The organism is Exiguobacterium sp. s163 (assembly GCF_018617135.1).
Taxonomy (GTDB): Bacteria; Bacillota; Bacilli; order Exiguobacteriales; family Exiguobacteriaceae; genus Exiguobacterium; species Exiguobacterium profundum.
Genome location: NZ_JACSJN010000003.1, coordinates 301419 through 316869, shown reverse-complemented (window position 1 = coordinate 316869; position 15451 = coordinate 301419). Strand labels below are relative to the sequence as shown.

General features: G+C 42.8%; 13 protein-coding genes. 1 reads left to right on the top strand and 12 read right to left on the bottom strand.

Translation table 11 applies throughout. The annotated features are described in order from the left end of the window. The first annotated feature begins 52 nt into the window (after positions 1 to 52). Positions 53 to 328 (top strand): hypothetical protein, encoded by a 276-nt coding sequence (locus tag KNO71_RS10585; RefSeq protein ID WP_214688552.1) that lies wholly within the window; start codon positions 53 to 55, stop codon positions 326 to 328. A 26-nt stretch (positions 329 to 354) separates the two neighbouring features. Here KNO71_RS10585 and KNO71_RS10580 read toward each other — a convergent pair whose 3' ends face one another. The 12 genes from KNO71_RS10580 to KNO71_RS10525 all read right to left on the bottom strand — a co-directional run bounded on the left by KNO71_RS10580 (position 355) and on the right by KNO71_RS10525 (position 15378). After that, complete coding sequence (locus KNO71_RS10580; protein ID WP_214688550.1) at positions 355 to 750, bottom strand: hypothetical protein; 396 nt, start codon at positions 748 to 750, stop codon at positions 355 to 357. Positions 751 to 787: 37 nt separating this feature from the next. Beyond that, positions 788 to 1024 (bottom strand): hypothetical protein, encoded by a 237-nt coding sequence (locus KNO71_RS10575; protein ID WP_214688548.1) that lies wholly within the window; start codon positions 1022 to 1024, stop codon positions 788 to 790. Between the two features lie 83 nt (positions 1025 to 1107). Further along, positions 1108 to 3480 carry a preprotein translocase subunit SecA gene (gene secA / locus KNO71_RS10570; RefSeq protein ID WP_214688547.1) on the bottom strand — a complete coding sequence of 791 codons (2373 nt, stop codon included), beginning with the start codon at positions 3478 to 3480 and terminating at the stop codon, positions 1108 to 1110. 127 nt (positions 3481 to 3607) lie between these two features. Continuing rightward, a complete protein-coding gene (locus KNO71_RS10565; protein ID WP_214688546.1) occupies positions 3608 to 4090 on the bottom strand; it encodes a hypothetical protein in 483 nt (160 codons plus the stop codon). Between the two features lie 144 nt (positions 4091 to 4234). After that, positions 4235 to 7423 carry a peptidoglycan DD-metalloendopeptidase family protein gene (locus KNO71_RS10560; protein WP_214688545.1) on the bottom strand — a complete coding sequence of 1063 codons (3189 nt, stop codon included), beginning with the start codon at positions 7421 to 7423 and terminating at the stop codon, positions 4235 to 4237. Positions 7424 to 7571: 148 nt separating this feature from the next. Next, complete coding sequence (locus KNO71_RS10555) at positions 7572 to 10388, bottom strand: MFS transporter (protein WP_214688544.1); 2817 nt, start codon at positions 10386 to 10388, stop codon at positions 7572 to 7574. 19 nt (positions 10389 to 10407) lie between these two features. Then, entirely contained in the window at positions 10408 to 12339 is a 1932-nt protein-coding gene (locus KNO71_RS10550; RefSeq protein WP_214688543.1) for a VirB4 family type IV secretion system protein, read from the bottom strand. Positions 12340 to 12341: 2 nt separating this feature from the next. Next, positions 12342 to 13277 carry a hypothetical protein gene (locus tag KNO71_RS10545; RefSeq protein WP_214688541.1) on the bottom strand — a complete coding sequence of 312 codons (936 nt, stop codon included), beginning with the start codon at positions 13275 to 13277 and terminating at the stop codon, positions 12342 to 12344. Continuing rightward, on the bottom strand, positions 13277 to 13588 hold the full coding sequence (locus tag KNO71_RS10540; protein ID WP_214688540.1) for a PrgI family mobile element protein: 312 nt from the start codon (positions 13586 to 13588) through the stop codon (positions 13277 to 13279). The genes KNO71_RS10545 and KNO71_RS10540 overlap by 1 nt, the downstream gene beginning before the upstream one ends. 178 nt (positions 13589 to 13766) lie before the next feature. After that, positions 13767 to 14237: a hypothetical protein gene (locus KNO71_RS17645; RefSeq protein WP_251030831.1), complete on the bottom strand. Its 471-nt coding sequence runs from the start codon at positions 14235 to 14237 to the stop codon at positions 13767 to 13769. 197 nt (positions 14238 to 14434) lie between these two features. Further along, positions 14435 to 14803: a hypothetical protein gene (locus KNO71_RS10530; protein ID WP_214688538.1), complete on the bottom strand. Its 369-nt coding sequence runs from the start codon at positions 14801 to 14803 to the stop codon at positions 14435 to 14437. After that, complete coding sequence (locus KNO71_RS10525) at positions 14800 to 15378, bottom strand: hypothetical protein (RefSeq protein WP_214688536.1); 579 nt, start codon at positions 15376 to 15378, stop codon at positions 14800 to 14802. The genes KNO71_RS10530 and KNO71_RS10525 overlap by 4 nt, the downstream gene beginning before the upstream one ends. Positions 15379 to 15451 lie beyond the last annotated feature (73 nt).

Sequence of the window (15451 nt, the reverse complement as noted above, 5' to 3'; positions counted from 1 at the left end):
TGACTATTTTTAGTGACAGCGGGTATACTCTATGGGAAGGGGTGAATCAAAAATGAGAATCGAACTCCCAACGACAGCTTGTGTGCATATAAATGATAGAGATATGTTGAATATCCTTCTTGAAAAACAGAACGAACTCTTACAAGGTGCTGAATGTTCCGAGCAGGATGAGGCGAATCATTCCTTTTGGTTGATAAAAAAACGTCTTGAGTCTGGAGAAGATGTCACTTATCGATGGAAACAGATTGATGAAGAACATCATAACGTAATCGAGAGTCTATCACATTTGATATATCAATTTGAAATGTGGCTAAAAACTCAGTCATAGATAAAAGCCTGCAAAATCGCAGGCTTTTATGCGTTTAGAGCATATTCAGTTTCAGGTGAGTCGATGAACTTCAGTGTAAATACATCCTGTCCCTGTTTCAGGTTCTTTTGGAAACGGAGTGTCACCATAGGTGCTGTCTCTCCAATTTTCCCGAATGATACCCCGATGCACCCTACTTCTTCATCGTTGATATTCACTCCGATAAACTCCATCTCCTCGATATCTCTCGCACTGTATACTACCGCTCCATTTTCAAACGTGTCTTGAATTTTAGTCAAAAAGTTTGGTAATGGAAATACATCAACATCACAATGCACATTCTGTGTCATCTCTTTTAATACTTGTACATCACTGTCCTGAATCAGTTCGTGTTCTAAAAAGGAGAAATCCAAATCACTTCCGAAGTCCTTTTGCATATTCATCAATATAGTCCCCCTTGCATCTATTTGTAATTATAGATTAATTTTTATTTTGACTATAGTCAATTTTATCTTGCTTTACCTTCTTGCTCTTCTGTTTTAGATGTTTATATTTCTTCTCGTTCAACCATGCGATTATTCCCAATCCTACATATCCGATAGCCATAATCGAAACAATCAACGTGGTATGGATTTTCTCGTAAAAATGGATGCCGAATGCTAACAAGGAAACAGACATTAAAAACAGAAGCATTTTGTTCATCACATAGTGCCCCATGTCATCTCCCCTTTCTATCTATATCAGCTATCCTATGCAGTAGATTCTCTCACGAACAAAAGAAGAGAGGAATTCCTCTCTTCTTACTGAACAGCCTCTTCCGAAACGCTGAGTCGTAGAAAAATTCGTGCCATATAAGTGGTGATGGTGTCACTCATTTGATTGAACGCCACTAACGTTTCTTGATTATACTCTTGCACGGGATTCGCCTGTTTATATGAGGCAAATCGCACATTCTCTTTGATTTGATTTAGCGTCTCCAAATGCTCAGTCCAAGCATGGTCAATCGCTTGCAAGACTTGCATACGCAATACGTTCTCTTCGTCTTGAATGCTCTGCGCTCGCATATTGAATAATGGTTCGACTTGAGAGATAACCCAGTCTTCCACAACCTTAGGTGACTGTCCTTCTAATGATTCCATCTCTTTCTTCGGAATCGTAACGCCTTGAATCGCCATCACTTCTACAAATCGGTTCGTGGAGTGGAAATAGCTTTCGTCATCACGATGAATCATCCAATCCGCAAACTCGATTGCAAACATTCGCTTGACCCAATCCAAAGTGGCGCTCTTTAACGCATCGATGACATTGACTTCTCCATCAAGCAATAGATTGCGCTCATGATAGAGTTTCATCCGTTGTTGATTGTTGATGCTGTCATACTTGATGGTTTCTTTACGCATATCATAATGATTGCCTTCTAGTTTCTTTTGTGAGGATTGAATCGTCTTTAAGAGAAGCTTGTTCTCGATTTGAGCAGATTCATCAGTCACAAATTGTTTGAGACGTTGTCGGATGGAAGGTGGTGCAAAGATTCGAAGTAAATCATCATCGAATGAGAGATAGAACTGAGAAGAACCAGGGTCTCCTTGGCGTCCTGCCCGACCTCGAAGTTGATTGTCGATACGTCGGTTCTCATGTCGTTCGGTACCAATGATTTTCAGTCCACCGACCTCACGAACTCCTTCACCCAACTTGATATCGGTTCCACGTCCCGCCATGTTTGTCGCAATCGTGACGGTTCCTCGTTTTCCTGCGTTTTTGATAATTTCTGCTTCCATCGCATGATTTTTCGCATTCAACACGACATGTTCAACATTTCTCTCCTTGAGCAAATCGGACACCAATTCTGATTTCTCAATACTAGAAGTACCAATGAGCACCGGTTGTCCACGCCGAATACAGTCTAAGACATCCTCGACAATCGCATCATATTTCGCTTTCGCTGAAACATATAATTTATCGTCATGGTCTTCTCGTTGAACAGGTTTGTTTGTCGGAATGACGTGAACCGGTAATCCATAAATTTCTCTGAATTCCAACTCTTCCGTTTTAGCGGTACCAGTCATACCTGAAATTTTCGTATAGAGGAGAAAGAAGTTCTGATACGTAATTGTGGCGAATGTTTTATTCTCACGCTGTACTTTCACACCTTCTTTTGCTTCAAGTGCTTGATGTAAACCATTCGAGAAGCGACGCCCTTCAGATACCCGTCCCGTCCCTTGGTCAATGATAAGGACTTCACCCTTTCGAAGGATGTAATCACGGTCTACTTCCATGAACTGATGGGCATAGAGAGCCTTTTCAACATGGAACCGGATACTCGTCCCCTCATCACTGGTATAGTTCTTCAATCGAAAGAATCGTTCGGTCTTATCGATTCCGGCATCGGTCAACCAGATTTGTTTTGTCTCTTCATCGATTTCAAAATCTGTTTTCTTCTTCAATGTTCGAACATACATGTCTACGAGCTTGTAATAATGTGTCGGCTCTTCACCTCCACCTGAAATAATAAGTGGTGTTCTCGCATCATCAAGCAAAACACTATCGACTTCATCGACGATGCAATAAACAAGTTTTCGCTGAACTCGCTCCTCTGGACTCATGACCATATTGTCTCGTAAGAAATCAAAACCAAGCTCAGTATTCGTGATGTAAGTGATGTCCGCATCATACTGTTTCGCCCGCTCTTCCGCTTCGTCATCACCCGTGATGACCCCTGTCGTCAATCCTAAGAAATGATAGAGTGGCGCCATAATGTCATGGTCTCGTTTCGCCAAATAATCATTCACCGTGACGACATGGACACCTTCTCCGGTTAAGGCATTCAGATAAGCCGCTAAAGTCGCTACCAATGTTTTCCCTTCACCTGTTCTCATTTCCGCAATTGTACCTTGATGCAAGGCGATACCACCGACTAATTGTACGGGATAGTGACGCATGCCCAAGATGCGTTCAGAGGCTTCTCGACATACGGCGAATGCTTCGACCAAAAGGTCATCGAGCGTCTCACCATTTTTCAATCGATTCTTGAATTCCGTCGTTTTATATTGAATTTCTTCATTAGATAGTTTTCGAATTTCATCTGAGAGCGACTCAATTTTGACTACTTTCTTTTCAGCCTGTTTTAGAAATCGTTTCGTCTCTGATTCTTTTAAGCGTTTTAAAATACCCATATCCCACACTCCTTGTCATTATTTCATCTGAGTTATTAAATTCTCTCATTTATATTTGACTATTGTCAAAAATATTAGTGCTTATATCACTTACGAGCCATAAAAAAAAGAAAGACCGAAGTCTCTCTTAAGATGCCAACCATTCTGAGAAGAATTGCAGAAGTTCTGGTGCGAAAATCGTTGCCGTAAAGACAACAATCGAAATCGCCATCCCGAAGATGCCTCGTTTGAGCCAGTCATTTTTTGCAATCGCTCCCAGACCGACAAGGAATACAGAGATAACGAAAATCGCAATCGAGAATGGGTATGCGAACGTCGTCAGGACGCTCACAAAGTCTCCCCCTTTGCGTTCAGCCCAATCCGAAGCCTGCTTCGCATTGACGCTCGGAATCTCTCCGGATGCTGAGTAATACTTGTTTCCGTTCTCATCGGTCTGTGTGGTGGACAACGTCTGATTCTTCATCATGACGCCATCGCTTGTGCTTTCGACAATCTTATCTACTCCAGAAGCTTCTGCCTGAGTCGGCATGAGTACTGGCGCAGTCATCCCGAGAGCGAAAAATGTCAGTCCTGCAGACGACATGATTTGTTTCATCTTGGTTGTTTTCATGATTACCACTCCTTTACTGAAAGATGATGTGTTATGGCAGGAAGCCTCATTAGCTTCCCTTTATGCTATTTCAATATGATTCACTTCATAACAACGTCAATCGTTTTCAACAAAAAAAGAAAGAGGAATGACCTCTTTCTTTTGTCACAGTTTCACGAATTGGGCAGGGTCGAGTGGATTGTCCTTATATCGACCGGTACCATTTTGGATTTCAAAGTGAAGGTGTGAGCCTGTCGAGTTTCCGGTTGAACCCATGCCTCCAATGATTTGTCCTTGTTTGACGGTGTCCCCATCACTGACATTTATCGAACTCAAGTGTGGGTACACAGTGGACATCGTTTTACCATTGATATTGTGTTTGATGTGGATGAGATTCCCATATGCGCCTCGGTATCCGGCATCGATGACGACACCGTCAGCTGCCGCTAAGATAGGTGTTCCGACTGGCGCCGCAATATCTACACCAGTATGATAGTCTGGGTTACCTGGGCTTGTCGGGTTGTCACGCCATCCGAACTTACTCGTAAATCTGCCTTGTGCCGGAGTGATGAACGCACCTGTCAGACTTCCGCCCGCTACCACCCATGAAGGGTCGGTAGGTTGACCGTCTAACAACACCTCCAAGAACACATCCTTGCTCGAAATCCCTAAGGTGGCACCTTTCTTCACTTGTTCCCCTTCTTTAATTGAAACCTTTTTCAACGTGGAGTATCTGCTCACCGCCCCATTTCCATGGTCAACGACAACAAAATCTCTTCCGACTTCCTTGATGACACCATCGGCGATAGAGAGGACTTTCGAACCGTCTGGGGCTTTAACCGAGATACCTTTACCATTGAACGGAATTGCCACGGTGTCTGCCTTCTCAACGACATTGCCATAGCCGTTAGGGAAATATGCTGTCAACATCTCGCCAACGCTCGACTCTGCTCCACCCGTCATGCTAGGTGGTGCCGAGAACAAGAGCTTGTATTTCTCTTTCCATTGTTTAGGTGTGATGTAATCATATTCCGTCCAATATTTTTTCTCCTTCATCGCTAGTGACATATTGATAAGGTCTACAGGCGCATTCCCGATTTGCTTGTTCGAATAACGAACCCGCTCTGTACTGAACTCTTTTGGCACATCCGAGAATAGCTCTGACCATTTATCCATCAGTTGGTCGATGAAGTCGAGGATAGAGAAGTTGCTTCCTGTGTCTCCTTGAGAGATACCTGCTCCCATTTTTATATTCCCATCGATATAGACTTTGTTTCCTTTCGCATCCATAATCCATGGTTTTTGGGCTCCACCTGGATAGTGTTTCAGAACATGTTCAATATACTGAACGTCTCCATAGCCCGTACCGTGAACTTTCATACGCCATTCCAACCACCCTGTATCTTTGGGATTCGATTTGACGGCATCTACGGTAGTTCCTTTACTGGAAGCATAGGCGGTGATGACTTTGTTAATCCCACCATCTCCATAGTTATATCCCTGTAACCCGATGAGCGGGTTATACTTCTGAGCCTTCATTGCCCCTTGCAAAATCATCGCTCCGATTTGGATATTGGTTTCGACGTTTTGCAATTTGTCCATCGTGGCGACAACTGTATCAACTTTCCCGGTCTGATAGTTGAACGCCTTTTTGGTCTGATTGACATGGTAAGTCACTTGAATCTGTGAAATACCGATAGCTCCTCCTGCATCCTTCACGCTTGAGTGAACACCACCTCGCTCTTGCGCACCTTTTGCCGCAAGCAACAATGGGTCTATTCCATACATCTCTCCGTATTTCTGATAATACGGTGCGTATTGCATCGCACGCTTGAAGTTATCCGAACCACCTTGGACGCCCATCAATGCGCCTAGATTTGTATCAGAGTCCGTTTGGGGGTTGTCATATTCACTTGAAGTTTCAAGGTCTTCTTCGACATCTTTCAAAATACTCTCCAAACCTTTGATGTCCTTCCCTGTTCTTTCTTTCAAATAGAAGCCACCTAGTGCGTTGTTCGGCACTTGCGCCTCATAGTGATACAGATAGTCCTCAATATATCGACTTCCTACAATTTTGGATGTATCCGGTTCACCCACATAACGAGGTTCTTTTGACCAGACATAACCTTCTACTTGTTCCTTAATCTGCTTTTTCTCTTTCTTATATTTGACGACTGTCTTTGAGGTCATGACAGGGAATGCTGTTTTTCCTGTCGTAATCTCTTTCGTTGAGGCACCGGTCTCGTCAACCGTGTAATAAAGAGGTAGTCCCGCTTCGTTGACAGCTTGAACGTCCACTTTCTCCTCATACCGGACATCTACCGTAACATCTTTGGTCAAGGTTTTCGTCCATGTTTCGCCCGTGTTTCGCCATTCATGTTCAATTTGGTTTTTGATAGAACCAATCGAGGTTGTGACACCTTCAATCATGTAAACGGTCTTAGGGAACCCAGAGACATTTTCCTCTATCTTCTTTCCACCTTCTACTTTTTGATTGATGAATGCCTGTTTTTCTTTATCCCACACTTGAGTCTGCGTGATGTTCCCAACGTTTTTGCGAGATTCAGCGAATTTCTTATATTGAAGGATTGGTGCAAAGCCATAATCCCAAACACCCAATTCTTTCTTACCTAGAATCGGAATACCCGTTTCTTCTTGGTACGCCTGACTTTCCACTTTCAGTAGTCTGTTTTTATGCGTGAGCTGTTTCAATTCGAAAGTTTTTGAATCGTGATGAACCGGTTGGATGAACTGCTCAGGAAAACGGAACTTATCCTTGTTTAAGTACTCGTCCATGGTATAGATAAAATCCGGACTAAGCATGAATTCCTTCTCCCGTGCATACTTATCCTTGACCGCCTCTACAGCCAGGTCATCCGCTTTATACATCTTCCCGTTGATGACCTTATAGTAGGACTGTTGGCTATAGTAGGCATAAAATGCCTTCACGACCTTGTTGGCACTAGACATCTTCGAACTCACATATTCACCCTTGTCATTCTTGGTCAATTTGTTGTCCATCCGAACATCTTCTTCTTGATATTCCTCTTCTTTCCCCTTATTGTCTTCCATCTCAAAGGCGATAGAGAATATCATGACGAGTAGTATGATAATCGCAAGAGCCGCTAACACATAGGGACCTAGCAGTGCAATCAGCTTGGCAATTACTTTTGCCACGAGTTTAGCAACCGCCTTTCCGAGCTTCTTCATACCGGCTTTTCCTAACTTCCCTCCGACCTTGCGTCCTGCAGATTTCCCAACATTCTTCGCCATCTCTACTGACTGATTGCTATCGGTACTCGAACTTTGGCTATTGTCAGACCCATTTATTTCTTCGTGGTCATGTTCACTCATCGTACATTCCCCCTTCATTTGTACTGTATTCACTATCCTATTCAAGAACCTGAAATAATTTTCAATATAAGACATAAATATATGTTCAATTAGTCAAAAAAGAGGGGACAAATCCCCTCTTCATTAGTCTGGCTATGTCACCAATCGCTTAGGTGTTTTTTTTATACTTCTCACGTTCGTTCCCTGTGCGAATGCTGTCTAGCATATTGGCGTTGGTGTTCGAACCTGGTGTTTTAGTGAAGCGGTGATGTGTGTTGGTGCTTTGGACTCCATGTACATGGTTAGTTCCTGGCTTCGCAGTCACTTTCATCCCCTCCCCTTTGGTATAAGACACTCCTGTGATACCTTGTTTTGTATAATGGTCTTTACGTTCTTCACTTCCACCGTTAAATGCCATATACATATCCATCATTTTTTCATTATCAGCGCCCGTGTAATACTTCCCTGAATTAAATGATTTCGCATCTAAATCATAGTCATACGTATAGGCGATGTCCTTCCCGTCCATTTCAACGTGCTTGATGGCATGTTCATCATACATCTGGTCATAGCCTTCCCCGTTGTCCTTACGGAATGAATGGGTGAAGTTACCGTTGTCCGGCTCATAGCCTTCATAGTTTCCAGTGTTCTCATAGTCACCCATGCTCTTTGGAGCTTGTTGCTTGAAGCCCGGGCTATTTTGTGCCGAAGCATGTTGTGTGGAAGATTTTTTGATGTTTGGTTTTCGGTTTCCTGCAGATGCGCCCATGTTCTGACCAACAGAGCCATTACCGACTGCCGCCATACCGACTGCTGAGATGGCATTTCCTGCCTGAACTCCTGCTCCCATCGTCTTACCTGCGGTCGAATTCATGAATTCATCCTTCTTCTCACGAATACGATTCGCTTTTGCATAAACATCGTTCGACGCCATACTAACGGTTCCTCCACCGGCGTTGCTAGAATTCTGTTTGAGAACCGCATTACTTGGAGCACTCGCTCCTCCGCCACCTGGAGTGATTTCGCCACCTGGTTTTGTGGCTGAGCCGTTGCCACCTTTCGACATGGTTGCATTGTCATTTCCAACCATGCTTCCACTTCCCTTACCATTGTTTCCAGTTTGATAATCAGCAAAACTCTTGTGACTCTGCATCCCTTCTCCAGTCGTACTAGACTTCGAGCTTGATGTATTCGATTTTGAGTAACTGGACGATTTTCCACCGCCACTCCGCATCTTCTTAGAACCTGCTTGTGCGAGTCCTCCGACAGCTCCAAATGCTCCAGCCCCGACATCCATCAATCCACCACCGATACCCGTAGCTTCACGGAAGAATTTTGTCATTGGAATGAAAGCGAAAAGAACGACCAATTGTTCGAACAGTCGAAGTCCACCAAATGTTGATACTGATGCAAAAAGGGCTACCAACAATGCATGGAAAGTCTGTACATAGATATTTCCGACCAATTCTCTCATGTATGTGGAGAACATCTGTGAATATTTACTTCCGAACGCAAGCGAGGCAACAAATAAAGGACCCGTTGCATAGAGTACCATCACTGCAATCGCTCTTGCGATATAAATGAAGTTGAAATACAGTTCCATAATAAGGTATGCCCCGTTGATAATCAGGAATGAGATAACTCCTGAACCAGGAGATGACGCACCAAAGTTCGAGGTTACAGTCGATGTATTTTTCATAATATCTACGAGCAAGAAGTTCATGTGTGCCAAGAAGTAGAAGATTGGGTTGAACATCATCAGCGCAAACCCTACTGTGACAATCGACTTGACACCTTCCATCAAGTCCACTCGCTTCGCAATGTTAATGGAAGCTAAGTTTCTTAGGGAGAACAATCGAACGAATGCGAGAATCATGAGCATCCAAGCTAAAATGACGGACACCCAATGAAGCACATTCGCAGATTCGAACCAAGTCATCGGCATGATGCCCTTGAAGTAACCTGCTCCACCACGTTCCCCATCATTCAACATCAGCTCTGAGAATGAATAGAGTCCCAACATCGAGCGGAGTCCCAACATCAAGTTGTCACCTAAATCAGTCATCGTAGACTCTAGCTTACTCGGCTTAATCACTTCATCTAGTGTGTTGTAGTAAACATTGTGCTTTACCACATAATAATGCGCTTGAAGAACGACATGCTTCCATGTCAGATACTTTGTATCGCCCTCATTCACTTCGTCCTTCAAATCAGAAGGTACGTTTTCTGCCAATGGAGACCAAACTTTCTTCTGCTCGGCGGAAGCACTCCCACCTAACTTGATATATCCTTTTGGAACTTTGTATACAAAGTGTCGTGTTTTCTTCGATGGCGTCACAATCTTCACATATGCCGTCCCCGTGACCCCGATTCGTCTCTCATCTTCTGGGGCGTTCTTGTTCCCCGTCACCTTATACTTTTTCCCATTGTAAGTTATCGTGCTCTCAACGTTTTTAGCTGAAGCATTCGCCAATTCGGTTCCAAGCTTGATGAGCTCCGACTGGTTCGGTTTAAGTCCGCTATCTTGAACAATGAATCCGATGGCATCGTTCAAACTCTGAATCATGGTGCGAGAGACCCATTCGGCACGAGCAAGGTCTAACGACCCCCCGTCATAGCCTTTTGAGTTTTCAATACCAGGGAATGTGAAGATAAGATATGGATTGTTCACAAGGTCATGACTGACAAACTTGTCTTTTTTCAGGTTTTCTAAATCGGACGTCAAATTGACATTTTCCCAGTCATATCCGTGAATATAACCCAACTTTGATTCACGGTGACTGCTATGACCGTGTGTGAATCCTTTCTCATCAGACATGATAGCCGGCTCATATCGTGAATTGGCAACGTTCAGCGTCGTTGATAAGTAATAGGCGCTGTGAGCGGATGCTTTCATAGGAGAGATGGCGGTAAACATACAGGTCACCGCCATCAAGCTCACTAAAGTCTTTTGAAGGAGATTATTCTTTTGTCGTTGTTTTTTCATGTGTATCAACCTCCTTTTTTTATGAAGCTTTCGTTCCTGTGACTTGTTGGTTCGCTTTAGAAATGAACTCAATCTCATAGTCAAACGGCAATACATGAGCGACTGAACTCTGTTGTCCCATCTTGATGAGCGCTTCTCCTCGCTGTGCCTGAAGAAGGAAGTTTCGTTCACCGTCCGACAGCTTAAACATGTCCTGTACGCCATCAATATCCGTTGAGTCTTGCTTGAGCAAGATTTTGGTCACAGCATTTTTGAGTACCGCCTGACCTTGTTGGCTGTCCGCAAATTCCATGAATTGTTGTGATGCCACAAGCAATCCACCATTGCGCTTACGGATACGCCGTGAACAGTTCTCTAGGAATTGTCCGGTATATTCGTGCCCCGCCATACTCTTATTGACGAGCATCCAAGCTTCGTCACAAACGATACGTTTTTTGATGTGACGGTTCTTCTTCGCAAATTTCTCCCAAGACCAAGACAATGCGACATACATCCCGATAGGGCGTAAGATGGACTCTTCCAACTGTGAAATATCGAAGGTAACAATCGGTGCATTTTTGAAATTCAAGAGTTCTTCAGACGTGTGACAATCAAAGAGGTCATAGATTCCACCTTTCTTGTAAATCTCTAAAGATTTAGCAAGACTTAATGTATCCTTATTGCTCTCTGAACGTGCCAAGTCCAACAACCTTTCATGGAAGTCGGAGAATGTCGGCATCGGCTTACGCATCCCTTCGGTGTAGAAAATTCCAGTTTCTTCATCGAAAAAGGCATCTGTAATGAGCAAGGATTTCGGGTCTTCATTGAATCCTAAATCCTCATATGTCTGTTTGACGACTGTTGCGACGATTGACCGTTGCTCAGCATTCAATCCACCTGCCATAACTGCAATCAAGTTCAAGATATCAGCCGCTTTTGCCTTAAGGTCAACTTTCTCGATTCCATCATCTGGGTTGACCTCCGACTCTACGTCGAACGGATTCAAGAAGTGCTTGCTATCGGTGGAGATGCTGATATATGCCCCACCAAGAGCTCTTGTTAGTGCTTGATATTCGTTTTCAGGGTCGATGATGACCGTTCGGACACCACGAAGCGCAGAACGCATCGTCAAAAGGGAAACAGCGAAAGTCTTACCAGAACCTGCTTGACCAAAGACCGTAATGTTCGAGTTCAACAGTTTTTCACGGTCATAGAAATCAATCATGATAGGTGTGTTTGTTTCTAGATTGACCCCGATAAATACTCCCGTCTCATGCGAAATCTCCGCATTATAGAATGGGAAGCACGCTGTGAGTGCTCCAGTGTTGAAATTTCGAAAAAGGTCAGGAACATATGTCTTCCCAAATGGTAATGACGTTTTATAGCCCTCAGCCTGTCTCAGATAGGTTGGCATCAAATATACTTTGTTACCTTTAAGTTTATTGTCAATTTTCTGAGCATCTCGTTCCAAGTCTTCCTTGGTGTCAGCAAATAAATTTGCACCAATCTGGATGTGGAACAGACTCTCATAGTTCTGCTCCAATCGCTCACGTTGAGCATATAGTGAGACAACCATGTTCCGTAATTTCGTTTCGTTACGGATACTCCCCTTTTCTTGCTCGATGTGAAGCTGTGCCTCGAACTGGGTGATTTTATTTGTCAACTCGTCCAAAGCGAGTCGCTCATCAGCCGGATTGATATGAATGGTCAAGTCTGTATCAGCTTCGCCATGAATGATTGTATCTAACCAACCGACACGAATACTGGCAGGGAATCCTGTCATGATGTAACTTCTGACATACTTATCTCCGGCTTTTAAATAGTCGTGATGATTTCGTTCGAAAGAAGGTGGAGCGATAAAATCTTTGACATTCGTCATCCCTTTTTCGAATATGCGTGAATTCTCACTCGCTTCGTCTGAAACAACCAAGTTGGCATCATCAATGTACTTGTTTTTCTTTTTTCTTCCCATACTCACCACTCCCCCGTATTGTCATTGTTTTGAATTCCATCAGCGTTTTCTTTCAAGTCCAGTAAGACCTTTCGAATTTGCTCACCCTCTTGACTCACACCAAATCGACGTTTACCCAAGACCTCGATTTCAATTTTCTTCAAGGCTTCCGTTAAGATGATGTCGAGTTTTTCTTGCTCAGTCTTTCCGTATTCCTGACTTTCGCCTTCGACGATAAGTGCTGTGAAGTCACCATCAATCACGCCGTCCACATGCATATGGTTTGTCCGATGATAAACGGATGTCGCCAACTCTAAAATGTCCGGTGTTGTCAGCAATTTTGTTTCAATCCCCATAGATGAAAGGCTTTGTTGCACCATCTGACATCGTGTGTACATTTCTTTTAACACATAGTCGTATTTTTCGACGTCTGTTGAGTTGGTCAATGTCAGAGCCTCATCCAATGGAACAATGATGTATTTCTTTTTCTGTTTGGTGTTTCCAATACGCTCATAAATCTGTCCAAATTCTTTAAAGTAGACTTCAGCGTACTCAGAAAGGTTCGGATAGTCTTTTAACGTTTCAGTGATATCACCTTCTAAACTCTGCATTTGTTTCGTATTGTCCATCGTCTTGGTATGAACGAAGATACTAATCGGAAAAGTCAATGAGTCTAGGAAACGTTGAAATGTTGCTTCAATCGCCCCTTTTTCCTTATTGGTTCTCAGATTATAGTTAATCGAAGACACCTCAATATATGCTCGATATTGATGGTTCCCAAGGTTCACCATGGAGTCCTGGATATCTTGGAATGGTAAAAACTCTTGAGCCGTTTCAATATCTTTTTTAACTGACGTATCTCCATTTGTTGGGCTTGTTTTTTTGATGGCATAATATACCGCATACCCCATGCTACCGAACAATGTAAATAGCAATAAAATCCCGATTGCAATCATCATTACTCAATCACTTCCTTTCTCTTGTTAGCTAAATCGCCTTTTTGACTACGTAACTTTCGTTTAAGTGTCAGGTATCGAAAAAGCGTCAACCCTTTCTTCTTGACGAATACGAAGGGTAGACATGTCGTCAATCCAATGACCCCCAAAATGAGCGAAAATATCTCAGAATTTAAAGTCATGTATGAAACTGAAAACAGTACAATCGCAATACCTGCTCCGCCTAACATCCAAAAAAACTGCCCCCAATCAAAAAGTCCGCCGATAACTTTTTCTTTTTCTTTCACGTCCGGTGGTACTTGATACAAATTCATTGTCATTCCCCCAATCTTTCTTTCATAACTATTTTTAATATAGTCAATATGAATTTTGTTTATAATACTAATTTAACTTCTCTCATTTTAGAATAAATCTATGAAAACATGCTATTCTGAGCGGTCGAACCTCGGTTCAACCAAAGAAAAAAGAGCCTACTAGAGACTCTTTTGAACATCATGATAGTGCAGTGTAGAAGAAACCTACGATAATCGCTACTCCACCTAGACCTGCCGCCGCAATACCTGCAAAAACGAGTCCGGAAATAGCTTGTTGACGTGCTGACGGATTACCTGCAGATGCCCCAAGCTTCATAAATTGAATGATGAAGAATAGAATCATCGATACTGCGGCGATACCTGCAATACCAGAAATCCAGAAACGATACTTATTGATAAAGTTGTTCCATGATTCCGCCATGTCTTTTTCCCGGTCCATTTCTCCAGTTGTCGTAACACCGTCTGCACCAATCGTGACACTAGGTAATGCTGTTGCGGTTCCCTTAGGTTCCTCTTTTTTATCGTTTTTATCGTTTTTTGCCGTTGCATGCGCTTCTTCTGGAGCCACGACACCCATTGTACCGATTGCCGCTACTCCAAATGCGAGAGCAAGGCTTGCTTTAGAAACGATATCTTTTGCTTTTTTCATTTCCAATCACTCCCTTATGTGAATATGTTTTTGTTTGGCAGAAGCAACCAGTACCTCTGTTTCATCATTAATCTACTCAAACTTTCAAAGTTTCATAACAACCTAGAACCAAAATTTGTCGAACTCTTGAAAAAAATATGTCTGACCTTCTACTCAAATAAAAAGGAACCATACGCCGAAATGTACGGTTCCCATTGTCACGCCAACAATGAGTAGATTTCCTCATATTTGTTGACTGTGATGTTTTTATACATTATCTCCAAAGTCCTTGGGTTGAATGCAAATACAATCTCAACTTTTCCCACATCTGAGTAATAGATAAATCGCATTTCTTCATCTTTCACATCAGAGTCTCTTGAAATCATCAAATCTGATGTAAGGCTCGGGTGCATCTTTTCAAATAGACCTACCACTATTCTTTCAAGGTTGTCTTCCCACTCAAGCCAATCCTCAGTAGTGATACTCACCAACCTTAAGTCATAGTTCAAATTCAATCTGCTGAGAATCACATCATATTCATCTTCCAATGCTTTTAAGTCCTCAACTGCCTCGTGCACTCGCATCATTGAGATGGAAAGCTCCTCGACAAGTCTGCATAAGCTTTCTTCATGTCAATGATACCCTTTAAGTCTTTTTCTTTCTTCATCACCTTTTCTTGAATCTGCATGAGTTCATTCAACGATTCAATCGGCAAGCTCTTAGCTTTTGAATCGCTTTCACCCATGAAGATTTCGTCAGAGAAGTATCTCAAGACATCGGACATCTTGAGCCCGGGCGAGGCAGACTCCATCGACCCATCATGTACGAGCATGACACTCTCAAAGACAACCTTTGCTTGTCCATCAATTCGTTTGACAAGACAACGGTATTGAATTTGCACATTTTCTCCAGGCTTCGAAAAACCTTTTCCTGCCGGTGTATTCGTAACACCATTCATTTCAATCATTTGTCCGGGGTGGATGACAATCGTGACATCCGAAATGAAGTCGATATCCTTTCCAATTTTCAATCTGATTAAAAGGCTCTCCCTTTCCGTGTTGTGTTCATCCGCAAATCGTTTGATTTCTTTTGATAAGTACTTCCGATTTTCGTTAAAATAGATTGTCCATTCATCCAATTTCTGATACAGCTCATATTTCATTTCAATCGACCTCCCAATTATGTTTATGAAAACACCTTCTTTTGCATCATTCTTCATCTTATGCGAGGCGTTC

Coding starts and splice junctions, on each gene's coding strand:
- KNO71_RS10530 (WP_214688538.1), bottom strand. CDS start 14,803: ATGATGCGAGTGCACGAGGCAGTTGAGGACTTAAAAGCATTGGAAGAT.
- KNO71_RS10585 (WP_214688552.1), top strand. CDS start 53: ATGAGAATCGAACTCCCAACGACAGCTTGTGTGCATATAAATGATAGA.
- KNO71_RS10555 (WP_214688544.1), bottom strand. CDS start 10,388: ATGAAAAAACAACGACAAAAGAATAATCTCCTTCAAAAGACTTTAGTG.
- KNO71_RS10580 (WP_214688550.1), bottom strand. CDS start 750: ATGAATATGCAAAAGGACTTCGGAAGTGATTTGGATTTCTCCTTTTTA.
- secA (WP_214688547.1), bottom strand. CDS start 3,480: ATGGGTATTTTAAAACGCTTAAAAGAATCAGAGACGAAACGATTTCTA.
- KNO71_RS10525 (WP_214688536.1), bottom strand. CDS start 15,378: ATGAAATATGAGCTGTATCAGAAATTGGATGAATGGACAATCTATTTT.
- KNO71_RS10545 (WP_214688541.1), bottom strand. CDS start 13,277: ATGATGATTGCAATCGGGATTTTATTGCTATTTACATTGTTCGGTAGC.
- KNO71_RS17645 (WP_251030831.1), bottom strand. CDS start 14,237: ATGAAAAAAGCAAAAGATATCGTTTCTAAAGCAAGCCTTGCTCTCGCA.
- KNO71_RS10540 (WP_214688540.1), bottom strand. CDS start 13,588: ATGAATTTGTATCAAGTACCACCGGACGTGAAAGAAAAAGAAAAAGTT.
- KNO71_RS10560 (WP_214688545.1), bottom strand. CDS start 7,423: ATGAGTGAACATGACCACGAAGAAATAAATGGGTCTGACAATAGCCAA.
- KNO71_RS10575 (WP_214688548.1), bottom strand. CDS start 1,024: ATGGGGCACTATGTGATGAACAAAATGCTTCTGTTTTTAATGTCTGTT.
- KNO71_RS10550 (WP_214688543.1), bottom strand. CDS start 12,339: ATGGGAAGAAAAAAGAAAAACAAGTACATTGATGATGCCAACTTGGTT.
- KNO71_RS10565 (WP_214688546.1), bottom strand. CDS start 4,090: ATGAAAACAACCAAGATGAAACAAATCATGTCGTCTGCAGGACTGACA.